Raw genomic sequence first — 19,623 nt, forward strand, 5'->3', positions numbered from 1 at the left:
ATAAGAAAAGAAAGTCGGCCGGCTGATATTCGAATTAGTCCGATTGATGCGCTCCTCGGGCTGTGGTTTCTTAATGCGCTCGGTTTCTGTAGCGCTTAAACAATAAATGGTGAGAAAACCCATGGCCACGAGGAATATCCGGCATGATTTCCGTTGATCTGTCTGCCTTGCTTGACCGATTGCACCCGGTGGCGCGACACGCGCTCGAGGAAGCCGGCAGTCTCTGCATCCGCCAGCACGGCGCAGAGGTCACGGTTGCCCACCTGCTCTATAAATTTCTGGAACAGCCAAAATGTGATGTGCGCTGCGTTCTGGCAAATACGGAATTCGATCTGGATGCGTTGCGCGAGGCGTTAGCCAGCACGTTTCCGAAACTCGACGCAGGGCTGGGGCATGCATATCCCTCGTTTTCTCCCTTGCTGCTCGAATTGATGCAGGACGCCTGGCTATTAAGCTCGGTGGAATTGGAGCAAACCGAAATACGGACTGGCGCGCTGCTGCTGGCCGCGTTGCTGAATCCGGGGCGATACCTGCCGTTTCCCGCGATCCGGTTGTTCGAATCGATTAATCGCGAAACGCTGCGCAAACGTTTTCGCGAATTGCTGGCCGGTTCGTCGGAAGCGCCCGTCCTGGAAGATGTCTCGCCAGCGCAATCGGCAACGGCGGCCTCCGACAGCGCGCTCAGCAAATACGGCCAAGATTTCACGGCCCAGGCGCGCGCGGGCAAAATCGATCCGGTTTTGTGCCGGGACGCCGAGATCGATCTGATGATCGACATTCTTTCGCGCCGCCGCAAAAACAATCCGATTGTGGTGGGCGAAGCTGGCGTCGGAAAAAGCGCCGTGGTCGAGGGCCTGGCACGGCGCATTGTCGAGCAGCGCGTTCCTGCGCCGCTGCGCGACGTGACGTTGTGGGGGCTGGATCTAGGCGCCCTCCAAGCCGGCGCCTCTGTCAAAGGCGAGTTCGAAAAGCGCTTGAAGGCTGTCATCGACGAGGTCAAGCATGCGTCCAAGCCCATCATCCTGTTTATCGACGAGGCGCACACGCTGATCGGGGCCGGTAACGCGGCAGGCGGCAGCGATGCGGCGAATCTCCTGAAGCCCGCTCTCGCGCGCGGAGAACTGCGCACGATCGCCGCCACGACCTGGTCCGAATACAAAAAATACTTCGAAAAGGATCCCGCGCTCACGCGGCGTTTTCAACTGGTGAAACTGGACGCGCCCAGCGTGGAGCAGGCCGTGCATATCCTGCGCGGCCTGCGTGGCATTTATGAGGACGCGCATCAGGTCTATATCGCCGACGATGCGCTGAAGGCTGCTGCGGCGTTGTCGGCACGTTATCTCTCTGGCCGCCAATTGCCGGACAAGGCGATCGACGTTCTGGACACGGCATGCGCCCGAGTGGCGACGGCGTTGGCCGAATCACCGCGACGCCTCGCTTCACTGGAAAACGAACTGCGGCAGGTGGATGCCGAGGCCGACCAGCTCTGGCGGGATGCCCGCGCCGGACGAAAGCCGGATACCGGCAGGCTGGCCGCGCTGGATGTCGCGCGGCAGCAGATTCAGGACTCCATCGAACAGATGCAGGCCGCGTGGCAGCGGCAGAAGACGCTGATTGACGAGATCATTTCCCTGCGCGCGGGCGAGATCCAGGAAGACACGTCACAGCGGCTGGAAGCGCTGGTCGCGCAATTGGCCGACCTTCAACGCAGCGGCGCCTTGTTGTATGCAGACGTGGGCGCCGAGCAGATTGCTCAGGTGATTGCGGACTGGACCGGAATTCCCGCCGCCACAATCAACAGCGACCAGTTCCACCGCCTGGACAAGCTGCCCGAGACGCTACGTCAACGCGTCAAGGGGCAGAACGCCGCCATCGACACGGTGCACCGGCGCCTGTTGACCGCCATGGCCGATCTGCGGCGCCCCGGGACACCGATGGGCGCCTTCCTGCTGGTGGGGCCAAGCGGGGTGGGGAAAACAGAAACTGGCTTGGCCGTCGCCGACGCGTTGTTTGGCGGCGAGCAGTTCCTGACCACTATCAACATGTCGGAGTATCAAGAGAAGCACACCGTGTCGCGCCTGTTGGGGGCCCCGCCGGGATACGTCGGTTACGGCGAAGGCGGTGTACTGACCGAGGCCATCCGTAAGCGGCCCTATTCGGTGGTGCTGCTGGATGAAGTCGAGAAGGCGCACCCGGAGGTGCTCAACATCTTCTATCAGGCCTTCGACAAAGGCGAGCTTGCCGACGGCGAAGGCCGTCGCATCGACTGCCAGAACGTGCTGTTCTTCCTGACCTCGAACCTGGGCTTCGATCAGGACGGCGGCCCGCTTGCCGACCTCGACACCGAGGTGCTGCGCGAACACCTTGCAAGATTCTTCAAGCCGGCACTGTTGGCGCGCATGCAGGTCGTGCCATTTTGCTATCTGGACGAGGCCACGCTTGCCGAAATCGTCGAAAGCCGCCTGCAACGCATCGAAAGACAGTTCAGCGACCGCTACAGCGCGAAATTGACGATCGAGACATCAGCACGGGATGAATTGCGCGCGCGTTGCCTGCGTCACCAGAATGGCGCACGGCTGCTGGATGCCAGCATCGACGGCGACATGCTGCCGCCGTTGTCGCTGGCTGTGCTGAAGTGCCTGGCCAGCGGGCAGCGTTTCCGCCGTTCCGCAATCACCTGGAATGGTGCGGCCTTCGTCGCCGTGGTGGAGTAAGCGCAATGTCCTTGAGTGCTCAAGGCGCCGCCGCGCTCGCCCGGACGTTGGTCCAGGCCAGCGGCATTGCGTCCCTGGCCGACCGGTTCCTTAAAGCCGTTTGTTCGGCGCCGGGGATACGTTACGGGGTCTGCTACTGGCGCGAGGCGGCCGGTGACAGCATCCGGCCGATCGCCAGTCATGGCGTCGCGCTGGACCTGTTGCCGGCATACTCCTTGCTCGATCTCGACAACCCCATCACCCACTGCCTGACCACCGCTCAGGCCCGTCATGTCGCACGTCTGGACAGCATGTTCGGCGTCGCGGGCGGCTATGAGGAACTCCGCGAGCGGCTCGCTGCCGCAGAGGCATGGCTGGTGGTGCCGCTGCTGGATGCGCGTCAGAAGGCTGTGGCGGTGTTGTTCCTGGCGGGAGCGGCGTCCGGGCTCAGGTCCTGGACGGCGGACCCCACTTGGCAGGAACTGTGCAGGTTGTATGACGCCGTCTTGAATGGTCTGCTCGATCGGCTTGGTTCAGTCGAGCTGACGCAGACGCGCCAGACCATGCACCACCAGCAGTCCGAGACGCGCGGACGCCGGCGTCTGCTGTCAACCGGCTTTGTCGGCACCGGACAGATTGCGCGGCGGCTACGCGAAGACATGCTGCGTTTCGCCGACTCTTCCTTGTCGTTGCTGGTCACCGGAGAAACGGGCTCGGGCAAGGACCATGCCGCCTGGCTGATCCACCAGGCATCCGCGCGCAAGGGCAAGTTCGTGCCGGTGAACTGCGCGGCCATCCCGAAGGACCTGATTGAAGCGGAACTCTTCGGCGCAACCCGTGGCGCCTACACCGGGGCCACGCAGGCGCGGACGGGGCTGGTCGCGGAAGCCGATGGCGGCACGTTGTTTCTGGACGAAATCGGGGATATGCCGCTGAGCCTGCAGGGCGCGCTGTTGCGCCTGCTCAACGAAAAGAAGTACCGGCCGGTGGGCGCAACGCGAGAGCTGCCGTCCAACTTTCGGCTGATCTGCGCCACCCATCGGTCTTTGCTTGAACTGGTGCGGGACGGGCGGTTCCGAGAGGACCTGTACTTCCGTGTCTGCCAACTGACGCTGCACATTGCGCCCCTGCGCGAGCGCCTTGAAGACGTTCCGGCGCTGGTCGCGCACATTCTGCTCGAGCACAACCGGGCATTCCCCGGCCGAGTCGCCGGCATTTCCGACAACGCGATTGCACAGCTCCAACGTCATCGGTTTCCCGGCAACGTCCGCGAGCTGCGCAGTCTGGTGCTTGCGGCCGCGGAGCGAACGCCGCCCGGCAAGCGCATCCAGACCAACCGGCTGGTTGAGCTGACAGATGGCGCGCACAAACCCGTAATCGATGACTCCGGCGAAGCCCGCCTGCAGCGCCTGTGGCGTACCGAAAGTCTTCCCGACGCGCTAGCCGCGTTCGAGCGCTTGCTGCTGGAAGACCGCTTGCGACAGGCCGCGGGCTCCCGTCGGGTAGCCGCGCAAAGCCTGGGGATTCCCAAACGCACCTTGGCGCGCAAGTGCCTTGATATGAATCTGACTGGAGAGGAAGCAATATGAAGCCATTCGGGGCGCTCCTGCTGGTTGCCGCCGTGCTCGTGGGCGGCGACGCGGCCACGGACGCGGTGGCGGCGGGCCGTAGTTGCAGGACCATCGTGTCGGCAATTGAACGGTTGGCCTGTTTTGACGCCGAAGCGGGCACACCGCCTGTACCTGCTGCGGAAATGGCGACACAGTCCACCGTGGCGCCGACTGCCGCGGCACCGGCCGCCGTGGTATCGACCGCCACGCCTCCCGCCATGGTTCGGGTGCCGGACATCGTCGGGCTGGTGCAACGCAACGAATCCCGCCGCAAGGCAGATCACGCCGGCGTGCTGCTGCTGCGCGTCGGCGATGCCATACCGGGCCAGGACAAGGTCGTCATCTCGGCGCCGGCTCTGACGGGAAGCGAGCCGCGGCCGCTGCTGGCAATCAGTTGCCTGCAGAACATTTCTCGCTTGCAGCTCATCACCCCCGAGCCGCTGGACGTCAGCCGCGTGAGCATCCGCGTGCTGTTGGACGGGCGGCCGATTTCCGACCGCCGGCCGTGGCAGGTCGTGGAGGACGGCACGGTCACGGATGCGGGTCGCGGCCTGGTCGCGATCGAACAGCTTCGTCATCTGACGCGCGCGTCCCAGCAGATGCAGCTTGAAAGCGACCATGCCGCGTTTCACGGGCTGTCGTTCGACACCGCGGCGCTTCACGAGCTGATGGCGCAACAACGCGAGGCATGTCATTGGTGAGCACGTTTCCCACGCTGGACCTCGACGCCATCCTGTCACCCATCTCGCCGCATCAGCCGGCCGGCGATTTCGACGAGGAAGACAACGCCTACCAGGGTGTCGAAAGCGAAATGATGAAGCTCGGCGGGCTGCAAGAGGCGACCATCGACTGGAGCTATGTGGATTCGGCATCGCGCCAGTATCTGCAGTCGCAGTGCAAGCACCTGCGCATTGCCGCGCAATTGGCGACCGCTCGCATGCGTTCAGGCGGTTGGCGCGGCTGGGCCGAGGCGGCGGGCGTGTTGGCCGGCATGACCAGCCGGTACTGGAGCACCAGCCATCCGAAGCCGGGCGCGGCCGGGTTGACGGCCAAGCGGCGCCTGATTTCTCAGCAGCTGGAGCGCCTGGGAGAGGCGCTGGCCAAACTGGACGGCAAGGGATACGCCGACGAGTTCTACAAATCTGGCCAACGGGCCTTGGACACGCTGCAGGGCTGTGCAAGCGAATCCAAGCTGGACGTGCCGACGCTGACTCGCCTGGAGGCGCAGCTACGGCTGAAGGCGGAGGCGACACGCGCGCCCGAGCTCGCCGATGCGCACATGGAGCTGTCGGCGCAACCCACCGGGATCACCGAGGCCTTCTTCACGCCGATGGCCATGGCGCAGGGCAACGAACGTGAAACGCGCCGATCGCTGTTGGCCGTGGCGGACCTCATCAACCAGCAAGACGCCTATGACCCGACCGGCTATCTGCTGCGCCGCTTCGCCTTATGGGCACACCTGAGCATTGCGCCATCGACTCGAAAGGACACGATGCGGACGGAGCTGATGGCCGTTCCCGCCGAAACCGCCGAGGCCTATTGGGATGCGCTGAAAGCGAATGCGGTCGATCCTGCGCTCCTGCAGCGCGTCGAAAAAAGCATTACTTCGTCGCCGTACTGGCTGCGCGGCAGCTTTCTGGCCGCCGGTATCGCCCGCCGCCTGGAGATGCAGAACGTCGCCGAGGCGATCCGCCAGTCCACCGAGCGCTTTGTGGCCAAGCTGCCCGCGTTGGTGAAGCTGCAATTTGCTGATGGCCGCGCTTTCGTCGATGGCGAAACGCAGTCGTGGATCAGTGGGGCGGATGCGGACACCGCGAAGCTGGGCGCCGGCCATGAGTACCCGGCGTTGCGCGAGGAGCTGCGCGAGGTGTTGGAAGCCACAGGGGTGGAATCGATGCTCAGGCGGCTGGAGGCCATCCAGAAGACGTCAGCAGATCCGCGCCATGGTTGCCATGTCATCACGATCGCCGCCGAACTGCTCGGCGCGCGTGGTTTGGCGTGGCTGGCCGATGGCTTGTATGCCCGCGCCCATCAGATCATGCAAGACGCATCCGCGGCGCAATGGGAGCCCAGTCTGTTCGGCCTGCTGGGGCGCCACGTCAACGCCGCAATCGAATGCAAGAAACAGGAGCAACCCCATGTTTAAGATTTGGTCGAAAGTGAAACGCTATGGCCAGCCCCTACTGAAATGGACAAAGCAGGGCATGCCAGTGGCGTTGCTGCTGATGCTGGCGCTCGCCTTGGCCGCCATCTGGTGGTTGGGGCCGATGTGGACCTGGGATGAATACCAACCGCTGGCAAGTCTGACCGCGCGCGTGCTGGCCACGCTCGTGCTGATTGCGCTGCCCTTGCTGGTCTGGGCCATCAGGCTGCGCAAACGGAATCTGACGCTGGAAGCCGAGCGGGCGCAGACGCAGAAGCAGCAAGACGATCCCTGCTTGCGCTACGTGCAGGCGCAGGAGCGGGATCTGGACAAGAGCCTGAGCGTGCTGCAGGCAAACCTGAAGGGCCGCAACGCGCTTTACCAACTGCCTTGGTACCTGGTGCTGGGACAGGAAAACGCGGGCAAAACCAGCTTCGTCAACCGGTCTAGCCAGACGTTTTCGTTGACCGGTGAGGTCAAGGCGGGCAGTCAGCGCCTGCAGGACGACCCGGACCGGATCTATCGCATTGACTGGTGGATCGGCGATGACGCGGTGCTGATCGACCCGCCAGGCGAACTGATCAGCCAGCCGCGAGTGACGGCGGAAATTGAAGCGTCTGCGGCGTCCGGAAGTACGGAAGCGCCAAGGCCGGGAGACGCTGCGGGACCCGCGCTCCTGCCCGAGGCGCTTCATTCCCGTCTGTGGGATAGCTTTGTGAGCTGGCTGGGGCGCAATCGCAGCCGCCGTCCGCTCAATGGTGTGGTGCTGATGGTCAGCCTGGTCACGCTGCTGAATCAGCAACCCAGCGACCGCAAGGCGCTGGCCTCGTTGCTGCGCGCGCGGCTGGCCGAACTGAGCCGACAGCTCGGCACGCGTCCGCCGCTGTATGTCGTGCTGAGCAAATTCGACTTGCTTGAAGGATTCGAGCCGCTGTTCGCGCGGCTGTCCAAGTCCGCTCGCGAGGACATCTTTGGGTTTTCGTTTACGCTGGACTCGGTGCAGCGTTACGATGCGTGGCGGGATGAACTGGGCGCGCGGTACGACGAATTTCTGACGCGTCTGAACGAGCAGGTATTTGATGCGTTGGCCGACGTCCGCGAATTGCGTCAACGGGAAGCCCTCTATTCCCTGGTGCGGCAGCTGACCGGCATGCGGCCGCTCTTGATGGAATTCCTGACCGATGTGCTGGGCAGCGATCGCTACATCACGCCGGCGCTGCCGCGTGGCGTCTTTCTGTCGTCGGTCTATCAGCAGGGCGTGCTGACCAACGCGTTCGTGGCGTCTGCCTCGCAGAACTACGATATCCGCGAGCCCGTGCCGGCCACGCATCCCAGCGGCCGCGCGATGGTTTACTTCGCCCAGCAGCTTTTTCAGCGCGTCATCTATCCCGAATCCGGCCTGGCGGGCGACAACCCGCGTGTGCGTGCCGAGAAGCGCCGCGCGCTGGCCTTGCGCTTCGGAGTGGCGTCGCTGGGCAGCGCGGTGATCCTCGGCGGCTGGTATCACTACTACGCAGTGAACCGGGACAAGGCCATGAGCGTTCTGGAGCGCAGCCGCGCTTATAGCGCCCACGCCATCGACGGCAAGCTGGACACGACGGGCCGCAATCTGCTTCAGCCGCTGGATCAGATCAGCAGCGCGGTGGCAGTGTATGGCGATTATCGGGAAGCGTGGCCGCTTGTGGCGGACATGGGTCTGTATCAGGGATGGCAGATTGGTCCGAAGGTCGATCAGGCCTATTTGACGCTGCTGTCCCAGCGATTCCTGCCTGCGCTGGCCAATGGGGTGATGGAGCACCTTGACGGCACCTCGATCGACAGCGATGCGCAGCTTGAGGCGTTGCGCGTGTACCGCATGATTGAGGATCGTCCCAACCGCCGGCCGCCGGTGGTGGAGCGTTGGATGGGGCGGCAGTGGGCACAGGCTTTCCCCGGCGAGGACAAGGTGCAGCGTGCGTTGATGCGGCATCTGGACTACGCGATGAAGTATGCCGACACGCTGCTGCCGCAGTTCCAGCAGCGCGTGTCCGTCGTGCAGCGCGACCTGCGGCAGATTCCGTTGCCGCAGCGCGTGTACATGACGATGCGCCGTCAGGCGGGCGAATTTCTCAGGGCGCCGCTGGATCTGCGCAATGAAATCGGCCCGGCCTTTGATGTGGTCTATCAGCCGGCGGCTGCGGCCAAGGCAGAAACGGGACAGCCCGCTTCCGATGGCCGTATCGACGCGCTGTTGACGGCCAAGGGATTTCACAATTACTTCGCGCCGCACAGCCAGGATCTGACCGAACTGGCGATGATCGATCAGTGGGCGTTGGGCGAGCGGCGCAATATCGATTATTCGGAGGCCGACAAGCGCGCATTGGCCGAGCGCATCCAGGCCATCTACGGCCGTGATTACATCGACACCTGGCAGCGCAACCTCAACCAGCTTGAGGTTCGGGATTTTCATGATCTTGCCGAGGCGGTCAATGTGCTGGGCACGGTGACGAGTCCTGCGGCGCCGTTGCGCCGGCTGGTGGAAACCGTGCGCGACAACAGTGAACTTGGCGCCAACACCCCTGCAGTCACGGGCGCGCTCGACGGGAAGGGCGCAGCGGTTGCGCAGGCTTCTGGCGTGGCGGAAAAGGTGGCAGCTGGCAAGGACGAAACCGGCGCGATATTCGGGATTGCGCGGGCGTTTGCGCCGATGAGCCAACTGTTGCAGGCCAAGGGCGATCGGGCGTCGTACCTGGACGAAACTCTGGTGGCGATCGGTAGCGTGCAAGACAAGGTGCGCACGGTGCACGACAGCCCGGACCGCGGCAAGACGGCGCTTGACGTGGTGCTGGAGCGCTTCGGGCTGAAAGGGCCGGATCCGATCAGCAATCTGCAGCGTATTGCTGCGGGTCTGCCCGAACCGCTGAACCGTCAGGTGGGCAAGCTGGCCGACGAGTCGTCGCGGGTGATTCTGGTGGAGGCATTGCGCGAGCTTGAGCGTCGTTGGGACATCGACGTGTATCGCTTTTATCGCGAGCGGTTGGCGAATCGTTATCCGTTCAATCCGGCGAGCCGTGAGGAAGTGGCGTTGGACGATTTCACGGCGTTTTTCGGGCCGCAGGGGCGTTTGCAGCAGTTTCGCGAGAAGTATCTGAATCTGTTCATCGAGGACAACCTTGAGGCGTTGTACTCGGAGCGGTTGGGCGGATATCTGGTGCGCAATGACGTGCTGACGCAGCTTGAAGCGGCCGAGAAGATCCGGGACGCGTTCTTCAATAGCCGCGGCACGTTGGGTGTGCAGTTCCATGTGGAGCCGTTGGGAATGGCGCCGAGCAAGCGCAGCAGCTCGCTTAGCGTGGAAGGGCAGTTGGTGACTTACAACCACGGTCCGACGACCAGCACGGCGTTGATCTGGCCGAACACGCTGGCGTCCAGCAATGAAAGCCGGATGACGTTGGTGCATGCGGGGGGCAGCAGCAGCGGACTGGCTTATCGCGGTCCGTGGTCGCTGTACCGGCTGCTCAGTCAGGCCCGCCTGAACGGTGCGACGAGCTCGAGCGTTGATATCAGCTTTGCTGCGCCGGACGGCGGTATGCGCTATCGCATCAGTACGGAGAAGGCGAACAATCCGTTCACGCAGCCGTTGTTCAAGGGGTTTGCCTTGCCGAAGACGCTTCTAGAGGATGGCGTGCGCGGTAACGATGCAGGAGGGCAGAGTGCGGGGGGCAAGGTTGGCGGGAAGCAGGCTGCCTCGGCGGGTGGCATGCCTGCGCGGGTGGCTCGGCAGGTGGGGGGGCCGGTAGGCGTGGTCCGGTGAGGGAGGCGTGGCAACGTGATCGCGCTGCCACGCCTGGATGGATCATTCGACCAGCCAGCCGGCCTCGCCTTCGATCAGCGTGCCGCCATGGCTGGTTTTGTCGCCTTGGCGCGCAACGGGTTGTCCTTCGATGATGGTGCCGGGCGAGCCGGTCTGAATGATTGCGCCGCAACTGATGCGGTCGCCGATGCGAGCGACGGCGCGGCCGTTGACGATGGCTTCGCTTGCACCGGTGACGACGGTGCCGGTGCCGTGCGTGGGGCAGCTATGGTGATGACCTACAAGAACGATGGGTTTCATGATTGGCTTCCTGACGTTTGGGGCTGTTGATTAGCCCCGTGTCGATCAAGGTCGGATCAGAACGGACAAGGCCGGCGCGTGATGCGCCGGCCTTGTTATTTAAGAAACCTGGGATCAGGCTTCTTGGGGCTTGCGCCAGTCGTCGGAGGCTTCGGTGCCGGCGATGGCGTGGGTCCAGGTGATCTTGCGGTAGGCCATGGCGACCTTGACGAGCTGGGTGTACTCGGCCTTGGTGGGGTCCTGGGCGTGCGGGAGTACGGTGTTGATGTTGACGATGGTGGCGTCTTCGAGCTTGGTGGTGAAGAAGTGCTCTTGCTTGCCTTCGGTGGAGGTGCGGTACCACTTGACTTCGACTTCGGGCAGCATTTCGCCGGAGGCGAGGGCCTGGTACATGAGGGGGGTGGCCTTGTTGAGGGGCGCGGTGAAGACGAAGGGCTTGTGGACGCGCTGGCCGGAAGGCTGGCCGCTTTGCGGGTCGGTGGGGGTGGCGATCAGGTGTTCGATTTCCTGGACCAGGATCTGGTCTTCATGACCTTCCTGGTAGACGTTGCCGACGGAGTCGGCGGTAAAGGCGCCTTGCGTGATGTTGCCCTGGGTCTTGCCCTGGATGCTGATGTAGGCGGGAGTCGGCATTTGCTGTTTCCTGGTTTGGTTTCTTTTGCGTGATGGCCTTATTGGCCGGTGTGTCATCGGGGATGACATCCGGTTAATTGCAAAGTCCGTGCCAGGGTTTGGCTGAATGCTGGTTTCCTCTTATTTATCAAAGGCTTAATTGATGGTTTCGGGGCTGATCGCTGATTACGGATTGCTCGAAAAACCCGAAAGTGGCTTTTTCTGCGGGGATTCGGGTCAGTTGTGGCTCGGTGCTTTTTTAAGTCTTTAAAAACAAAGCGGAAAAATTCGGGTCGGGAATGGCTCGGGTGGGTCGGAGTTGGCTCGGTCTGTTTTTTGGCTGACTCGGAGAAGCTGTTCGTTCGGGGGGGGGCTGGCGTTCGGGCGGGGTGGGTTCTTTAGACGCCCGGCGTGGCGGCGGCCTGGGTGCGCGGGGCTACGATTGCGGTCCGGAGCCTTCGCTCCGGACTGCCCCTTCGTCATCGTCGTTGTCGCCTGCGGCGCCTGCCTTCCGATTCCCTCGGGCGCATCTACACGCCCCGCACACCCAGGCCGCCGCCACACCGGGCTGCGGTGGTTTGAACTTGATAGGACGCTGGCGTGGGTGGGGTTCTTGAGGTTCTTGCCGACGCTTTTCGTGAGTCGGACCGTCTTGCGGGGCCCGCCCCACTGCGGCCGCGCGGGCGGCCTGGTGGGGCTTACGCGGTGTCTTGCGTCGGGGTGATGGCGCTGCGCGCTGGCGCGTAGGTGGTTTTTTGGCGGTGCCGTGTCGGTTGGCGACGGCTTGGCGACGGCTTAGTGATGGCTAGGTGTCTGACACCCCTCGGGCTAAACCGTAACGAGTGCAAGCCGGTCTACGCGGGGTGTCTGACACCGGGTTAGAAACGCTTCGCGTGTCAGACACCAAACTGGTTTGCGTTACTTCGTCGCGACCTTTTCCGGCGGGACCGGATTATCCCAGCCGCCGCCGATGGCGCGAATCAATGCCACCGTCGACCGGGCCTGTTCGGCAGTCAGTTGCACCGACACGCGTTGCTGCAAGAGCACGCTGCGGTCGGCTTCAATCACGTCCAGATAGCTGATCGAGCCTTCGCGGTACTGCGTGTGCGAGAGTTTCGCGGCGCGGGCAGCCGCTTCCACCGCCTCATTCTGGGCCTTGGTCTGGTCCGCGAGGATGCGCAGGTTCGCGAGGTTGTCTTCCACTTCGCGGAACGCGTTCAGGACGGTCTGGCGGTAGACGGCGACGTCTTCTTCGTAGACGGCGCGGGCGCGGTCCAGGCCGGCTTGGCGGCGGCCGCCGTCGAAGATGGGCATGGACAGGGCGGCGCCGACCAGGGGGCCCAGCAGGAACGTGCGGCTGGACCATTGGAAGAGGTTGCCCAGTTCCGAGGACTCGTAGCCGAAGGCGCCGGTGATATCCAGGCGGGGGAAGAACGCGGACTTGGCGGCGCCGACGCGGGCGTTGGCGGCGGCCATGGCGCGTTCGGCTGCGGCGATGTCGGGGCGGCGTTCGAGCAGCGTGGAGGGCAGGCCGGCGGGGATAGTCAGCGCGATCTTTTCGATGGGCTGGGGCGGCATGGTGAATTCGGACGGGGCGCGGCCCAGCAGGACGGCCAGCGCGTGTTCGGCGGTGGCGCGGCGGCGGTCGATGCCCAGGGCTTCGGATTGCGCGGAGGCGAGTTCGGCCTTGGCGCGTGCCAGGTCCAGTTCACTGATGTCGCCGGCGTCGTAGCGGCGCTGGATGAGTTGAAGGGTGTCGGTGCGCAGTTTGACGGTCTGGTGGTAGAGGCGCGATTCGGCGTCTTGTTCACGGACCAGGAAGTAAGTGGTGGCGACGTCGGCTTGCAGGGCGAGCAGGACGGAGCGGTAGAGCGCTTCGCTTTGCTGGGCGTCGGCGGTGGCGGCGTCAACTGTCGATGCGACGCGGCCGAAGAGGTCGGCCTCGTATGACACCGTGCCTTGCGCGCGCCAGGTGGTGACGGGGGAAGTCGACGTGCCGTCGGGCAGGCCTTGCGAGACGGCCGAGGGGCGTTGGCGGTTGGGGCCGAAGCCGGCGTCGAGGCTGGGGAAGAAGCCGGAGCGCGCTTCGCGTTGCAGGGCGCGGGCCTGGGTGAGGCGGGCGGCGGCGGCTTGGAGGTCCTGGTTGGCGCGCTGGGCTTCTTCTTCAAGCTGGTTCAGGCCTTCGTCGTTGAAGACCTTCCACCAGGCGCCGCGCAGGGCGTCCTCAGAAGGTTCGGCGGGCTTCCAGGTGCCGGCCTCGGACGCGGGCAGGGCGGCTTCCTTGAAGGCGGCGGGCGTGTCGGCCGCGGGGCGCTGGTAGGTGGGACCCACCGCGCAGCCGGCCAGCACGAGCAGCATGGCGAGCAGGGCGGATCCTCGGGTCAGTCTTTTGATCATGATGACGTTTCTCTTTGGCGCGCGTCCCGTGCAAATTCGGACGGGACGCGCTGGCTACTCTTTTTTCTGTCGGCTTACGCGTGGTGTTGCGGCGCGGGCGGCGCGTTGGGGTCGATGTGCGGCACGCAGACGGGCGCTTCGTGCGGCGCGGCGGAGTGCAGCTTCTTGCCGCCGAGCGAGCGGAGCAGGACGTAGAACACCGGCGTGAGGAACAGGCCGAACAGGGTCACGCCGAGCATGCCGAAGAAGACGGCGACACCCATGGCGTGGCGCATTTCGGAACCGGCGCCAGAGGACAGCACCAGCGGCACCACGCCCATGATGAACGCGATGGACGTCATCAGGATGGGACGCAGGCGCAGGCGGCTGGCTTCGATGGCGGCTTCGAGCGGCGTGCGGCCGTTCATTTCGAGCTCCCGGGCGAATTCGACGATCAGGATCGCGTTCTTCGCCGACAGCCCCACCAGCACCATCAGGCCGATCTGCGTGAAGATGTTGTTGTCGTTGCCGGTGAGGTAGACGCCGGTCAGCGCGGCCAGGATGCTCATCGGCACGATGAGGATCACGGCGAGCGGCAGGGTCAGGCTTTCGTACAACGCGGCCAGCACCAGAAAAACGAGCAGGACGCTGATGGGGAAGACCCACAGGCCGGCGTTGCCCGCGAGGATCTGCTGGTACGTGAGGTCAGTCCATTCGAACTTGACGCCACGCGGCAGGGTTTCGGCGGCGACGCGCTCGGCGGCGGCTTGCGCCTGGTCGGACGAGTAGCCGGGGGCGGGGCCGCCGTTGATGTCGGCGGCGGTGTAGCCGTTGTAGCGCACGACCATTTCGGGGCCGAAGGTCTGCTTGACGGTGACCAGCGAGGACAGCGGGACCATGTCGCCGGCGGCGTTGCGGGTCTTGAGCTGCAGGATGTCGTCGGCGTGGGCGCGGAAGGGCGCATCAGCCTGGGCGCGAACCTGGAAGACGCGGCCGAACCGGTTGAAGTCGTTGACGTACATGGAGCCCAGATAGATCTGCATGGTGTCGAAGACTTCGGTCACCGGCACGCCAAGCTGCTTGGCCTTGACGCGGTCCAGGTCGACGTCGAGCTGCGGGACGTTGATCTCGTAGCTGGAGAACGTGGGGCCCAGTTCCGGCGTCTGGCGCGCCTTTTCCAGGAAGGCCTGCTTGGCCTTGTCCAGTTCGGCATAGCCGAGGGCCGCGCGGTCTTCGAGCTGGAGCTTGAAGCCGCCGAGCGTGCCCAGGCCCATGACGGGCGGGGGCGGGAACACGGCGATGAACGAGTCCTGGATGGCTGCGAACTTCTGGTTCAGGGACGCGGCGATGGCGTTGCCGGACAGCTCGGCGTTGTTGCGTTCGCCGAAGGGCTTGAGCGTGACGAACACGATGCCGGCGCTGGAGCTGTTGGTGAAGCCGTTGATGGACAGGCCGGGGAAGGCGATGGCCGACTGCACGCCGGGCTCCTTCAGGGCGATGTCGCTCATGCGGCGGATCACGTCTTCGGTGCGGTCCAGCGAGGCGCCGTTGGGCAGCTGCGTGAAGCCGATCAGGTATTGCTTGTCCTGCGCGGGTACGAAGCCGCCCGGCACCAGGTACGACACGCCAATGGTCGCGGCGACCAGCACGGCGTACACGCCCATCGCGCCGGCCTTGCGGCGGATGACGCTGGCCACGCCCGTGCCGTAGGACTCGGACGCGCGGCCAAACATGTTGTTGAACCAGTTGAAGAAGCGGCCGAAGACGCGGTTCATGCCGCGGGTCAGCCAGTCGGGCTTGTCGTGGTGGCTCTTGAGCAGCAGGGCCGACAGTGCGGGCGACAGGGTCAGCGAGTTGAAGGCCGAGATCACCGTCGAGATGGCGATGGTCATGGCGAACTGCTTGTAGAACTGGCCGGTCAGGCCCGTCATGAAGGCAAGCGGCACGAACACGGCGCACAGCGTCAGCGCGATGGCGATGATGGGGCCGCTGACTTCGCGCATGGCGCGATAGGTCGCATCGCGTGGACTCAAGCCGGCCGCGATGTTGCGTTCGACGTTTTCGACGACCACGATGGCGTCGTCCACCACGATCCCGATGGCCAGCACCATGCCGAACAGCGACAGCGCGTTGATGGAGTAGCCGAACATCAGCAGCAGCGCGAACGTGCCGACGATGGACACGGGCACCGCGAGCAGCGGGATGATGGACGCGCGCCAGGTCTGCAGGAACAGAATCACGACCAGCACGACCAGCGCGATGGCTTCGAGCAGGGTGTGCACGACGGCTTCGATACTGGAGCGCACGAATTGCGTGGGGTCGTATTCGATGCGGTATTCCACGCCCGGCGGGAAGTCCTGGGCCAGCTCGGCCATCGCGGCGCGCACCTGGCTGGAGACGTCCAGCGCGTTGGCGCCGGGCGACTGCATGATGCCCATGCCGACCGCCTGCTTGTTGTTCAGGAGCGAACGCAGGCCGTATTCCTGCGCATCCAGTTCCACGCGGGCCACGTCGGACAGGTGCGTCACGGCGCCGTCCGGCGAGGTCTTCAGGATGATGTCGCGGAATTCTTCTTCGGTCTGCAGTCGGCCGCGCGCGTTCACGTTCAATTGCAGCGGCACGTCGCCCTGCGTGGGCGAGGCGCCGATCACGCCGGCGGCCACCTGCACGTTCTGTTCGCGGATCGCGTTGACGACTTCGGATGCGGTCATGCCGCGCTGCGCGACCTTTTGCGGATCGAGCCACACGCGCATGGAGTAGTTGCCCGACCCCCACACCGTCACTTCGCCCACGCCCGTGATGCGCGACAGGCGGTCCTTGACGTTCAGGATGGCGTAGTTGCGCAGGTAGGTGATGTCGTAGCGGTCATTGGGCGAGATCAGGTGCACGACCAGCGTCAGCGTGGGAGAGCTCTTGGCCGTGGTCACGCCCAGACGCTGCACATCCGGCGGCAGACGCGGCAGCGCTTGCGACACGCGGTTCTGCACCAGCTGCTGCGCCTTGTCCGGGTCCACGCCCAGCTTGAAGTTGACCGTCAGCGTCAGGTTGCCGTCGCTGTTGGCCTGCGACTGCATGTACAGCATGTCTTCGACGCCGTTGATGGATTCTTCCAGCGGCGAGGCGACGGTTTCGGCGATGACCTTGGGGTTGGCGCCCGGGTACTGCGCGCGCACCACCACGGACGGCGGCACGACTTCCGGGTATTCGGAGATGGGCAGCTGGAACATGGCCAGCAGGCCTGCCAGCAGCACCAGGATCGATAGCACGCCGGCGAAGATCGGCCGGTCGATGAAGAATTTCGAGATATTCATAAACGTTCTCGTTCGACGCGTCGGCTCAGTTCTGCGCCGAGGCGGTCTTGACCGGGTTGCGCTTGGCGGCAACCATGGGGACAACGGTCGGGGTCACGGCGTCGCCGGGGCGGATGCGCTGCAGGCCGTTGACGACGATGCGTTCGCCGGCAGTCAGGCCGGCGTCGACGACGCGCAGGCCTTCCTGATTGGCGCCCAGCTTCACCTGGCGGTAGACGGCGTGGTTCTTGTCGTCCAGCACCAGCACGAAGCGCTTGTCCTGGTCGGTGCCGATGGCGCGTTCGTCGATCAGCACGGCCTCGCGGGGTTCGCTGCCGCCCAGGCGGATGCGGGCGTAGAGGCCCGGCAGCAGGGTGCCGTCGGCATTGTCGAACTCGGCGCGCACGCGGATGGTGCCGGAGGTGGCGTCCAGGCGGTTGTCCACCGACTGCACGGCGCCGGTGCGCGAGTAGCCTTCCTCATTGGCCAGGCCCAGTTCGACAGGCACCGCGCCATTGCGGCCGTTGCGGGCGGGGTTCACGTAGCGCAGGAACGTTTGTTCGTCCACGTCGAACGATGCGTACATCTTGGACACCGACACCAGCGTGGTCAGCGGCACCGATGCGGCGCCGGCGGCGACCACGTTGCCCACGGTGACCTCGGCGCGCGACACGCGGCCGTCCACGGGGGCCTCGATACGCGTGTAGCCCAGGTTGAGCTTGGCGAAGTCCAGCGCGGCCTGGGCGCCCTGCAGGTTGGCGGCGGCTTCGCGCGCGGCGTTCTGCTTTTCCTCGAAGTCGCGGCGGGCGATGGCGTTGTCGGTCAAGAGGCGCTGGCCACGGGCCAGTTCCGAGGCCGTGTAGGCGGCGCGCGCCTTGGCGGCGGTCAGCGCCGCGGCGGCGCGGTCCACCTCGGCCGCGTAGGGGCGCGGGTCGATGGTGAAGAGCACGTCGCCCTTCTTGACGATGCTGCCGTCCTTGAAATGGACGGCGGTCAGCGTGCCGGAGACCAGGGGGCGGATGTCCACGCGGTCGATGGCTTCCAGGCGGCCGGAATAGCGCTGCCAGTCGACGATCGTCTTGTTGAGGACTTCCGCAACCTCGACGGGCGGCGCGGCGGGGGCGCCCTGCGCCATCGCGACATTGCCGCCCGCGGGGCCGCGGGTGAGGGCATAGCCGCCGCCCGCCGCCAGCACGGCTGCAAATACGACGAGCACAGCAATACGTTTACGCGAAACCATGGTGTTTCCTTTAGTGGTCTTTTAGAGGCGGAAGCGCGCTTGCCCGGGATGCGGGGACGAGGAGTCGGCGGGGCGGGGATGCCAGTCCTAAGAATCCGGCGCTATATGGATATGCTGCGGTGCAGCATCGACCGGGGTCGCTTATCCAGAGGCGGCGGGCGCCTGATCAGGGCGGGTCGCTGCGGGGGCGGAATCTGAGGATTGACATGCCCTTTTCTTGCGCCGGGCGGCAAGGGCACTTCAAGATGGTTTGCATTCTGAGTGTTTTGTCCGGGCGGATAAACCTGTCTATCCCGGCAACACTGTTCGTGGAGAATGACTAATCCAGGCCGAAATCGGGTTATGCTCCGTCCACCCCGACTTATTTGCCTAAGGACACCCTTGCCATGGACCGCTTTCAGGCTATGCAGGTGTTTGTGCGCGTCGTGGACGCCAATAGCTTCACCCGGGCGGCCGACAGCCTATCGCTTCCGCGCACCACCGTCACCACCATCATTCAGAATCTGGAACGCCTTCTTGGCGTTCGCCTGTTGAATCGCACCACGCGCCGCATCGGCCTGACGCCCGACGGCGCAGGCTATTACCAGCACTGCGTGCGCATCCTGGCCGACGTGGAAGAGACCGAGGCCTGCTTCCAGGAAGCGGCCCTGCGGCTCAAGGGCCGGCTGCGCATCGATGTGCCGACCTGCATCGGCCGGCTGATCCTGATTCCCTCATTGTGTGATTTCCACGACAAATACCCCGACGTCGAGCTGGTGCTGGGCCTGGGCGACCGTCCGGTCGACATGGTCCAGGAAGCCGTGGACTGCGTGATCCGCGCCGGCGATCTCGAAGATTCCAGCCTGGTCGCCCGCCGCATCGGCACGCTGCAGACCGTGACCTGCGCGTCGCCGACCTACGTGGCGCGCCACGGCATGCCGCAGACGATCGAATCGTTGCGCGACCACCACGCGGTGCATTATTTCTCCAGCCGCACCGGCCGCAACTGTGCCTGGGACTTCAAGGTGGACGGCAAGCACCAGGAAGTGGACATGAAGGGCACGGTGGCCGTGAACGAAGCGGGCGCCTACCTGGATTGCGGGCTGAAGGGCTTCGGGCTGATCCAGACCGCCCGCTACATGGCGCTGCCGTATCTGCAATCGGGTGAGCTGATCGAGATCCTGCCGCAGTGGAAGCCCAGCTCCACGGCAATCTCGGTGCTGTATCCGCAGAGCCGGCAGTTGTCGCCCAAGGTGCGGGCCTTTACCGACTGGGTGGCCGAACTGTTCGCCGGGTGTCCGCTGCTCAGCGGCCGCGACGAGACCGACCCGGCCGCCGCGTCCTGCGCGGTGTACCAGCGCAATCAGGGACAGACCGCTCCGGCGCAACCGCCCGTGCCCGCTATCCCGGCGCTGGCCGACATGGCCCCGCGTCGCCGCACCGCCCGCGAGGAAGCTGCGGAATACGTGCTGTAAATCCGCGTAGGCTGGACGACGACATGGCGGACCTTCGGGTCCGCCATCTGCGTTAAGCACGGGAAACCCCGTAGTAAATACAGCCCTTACGTCCCTCGTATTGCATGAAACG

At 64.7% G+C, this 19,623-nt stretch carries 11 protein-coding genes; 6 read left to right on the forward strand and 5 right to left on the reverse strand.

Going from position 1 to position 19,623, the window contains the following annotated elements:
• Positions 1-143: 143 nt before the first annotated feature.
• The 5 genes from tssH (at position 144) to tssM (ending at position 10,239) form a co-directional block, all read left to right on the forward strand.
• Positions 144-2,714 (forward strand): type VI secretion system ATPase TssH, encoded by a 2,571-nt coding sequence (gene tssH / locus HV681_RS06135; RefSeq protein WP_175122240.1) that lies wholly within the window; start codon positions 144-146, stop codon positions 2,712-2,714.
• Positions 2,715-2,719: 5 nt separating this feature from the next.
• Positions 2,720-4,282: a sigma 54-interacting transcriptional regulator gene (locus HV681_RS06140; protein ID WP_175122241.1), complete on the forward strand. Its 1,563-nt coding sequence runs from the start codon at positions 2,720-2,722 to the stop codon at positions 4,280-4,282.
• Positions 4,279-5,004: a type VI secretion system-associated protein VasI gene (vasI, locus tag HV681_RS06145; protein ID WP_175122242.1), complete on the forward strand. Its 726-nt coding sequence runs from the start codon at positions 4,279-4,281 to the stop codon at positions 5,002-5,004. Before HV681_RS06140 ends, vasI begins: the two co-directional genes overlap by 4 nt.
• Positions 4,992-6,449 carry a type VI secretion system protein TssA gene (gene tssA, locus HV681_RS27810; protein WP_254594894.1) on the forward strand — a complete coding sequence of 486 codons (1,458 nt, stop codon included), beginning with the start codon at positions 4,992-4,994 and terminating at the stop codon, positions 6,447-6,449. The genes vasI and tssA overlap by 13 nt, the downstream gene beginning before the upstream one ends.
• Positions 6,450-6,528: 79 nt before the next feature.
• Positions 6,529-10,239: a type VI secretion system membrane subunit TssM gene (gene tssM / locus HV681_RS06155; RefSeq protein WP_302478740.1), complete on the forward strand. Its 3,711-nt coding sequence runs from the start codon at positions 6,529-6,531 to the stop codon at positions 10,237-10,239.
• Positions 10,240-10,281: 42 nt separating this feature from the next.
• Here the strand turns inward: tssM and HV681_RS06160 are convergent, their stop codons facing one another.
• The 5 genes from HV681_RS06160 to HV681_RS06180 form a co-directional block, all read right to left on the reverse strand.
• A complete protein-coding gene (locus tag HV681_RS06160) occupies positions 10,282-10,539 on the reverse strand; it encodes a PAAR domain-containing protein (protein ID WP_175122244.1) in 258 nt (85 codons plus the stop codon).
• A 114-nt stretch (positions 10,540-10,653) separates the two neighbouring features.
• Positions 10,654-11,172: an Hcp family type VI secretion system effector gene (locus HV681_RS06165; RefSeq protein WP_175122245.1), complete on the reverse strand. Its 519-nt coding sequence runs from the start codon at positions 11,170-11,172 to the stop codon at positions 10,654-10,656.
• A gap of 897 nt (positions 11,173-12,069) precedes the next feature.
• Positions 12,070-13,548, reverse strand: a complete 1,479-nt coding sequence (locus HV681_RS06170; RefSeq protein ID WP_175122246.1) for an efflux transporter outer membrane subunit — start codon at positions 13,546-13,548, stop codon at positions 12,070-12,072.
• A 74-nt stretch (positions 13,549-13,622) separates the two neighbouring features.
• Positions 13,623-16,838, reverse strand: a complete 3,216-nt coding sequence (locus HV681_RS06175; RefSeq protein WP_175122247.1) for an efflux RND transporter permease subunit — start codon at positions 16,836-16,838, stop codon at positions 13,623-13,625.
• A 25-nt stretch (positions 16,839-16,863) separates the two neighbouring features.
• Complete coding sequence (locus HV681_RS06180; RefSeq protein WP_175122248.1) at positions 16,864-18,057, reverse strand: efflux RND transporter periplasmic adaptor subunit; 1,194 nt, start codon at positions 18,055-18,057, stop codon at positions 16,864-16,866.
• Between the two features lie 386 nt (positions 18,058-18,443).
• Here HV681_RS06180 and HV681_RS06185 point away from each other — a divergent pair, with 386 nt between their 5' ends.
• Entirely contained in the window at positions 18,444-19,511 is a 1,068-nt protein-coding gene (locus HV681_RS06185; protein WP_175122249.1) for a LysR family transcriptional regulator, read from the forward strand.
• Positions 19,512-19,623: the final 112 nt, after the last annotated feature.

Source organism: Achromobacter animicus (assembly GCF_902859585.1).
GTDB classification, from domain to species: Bacteria; Pseudomonadota; Gammaproteobacteria; order Burkholderiales; family Burkholderiaceae_B; genus Achromobacter; species Achromobacter animicus.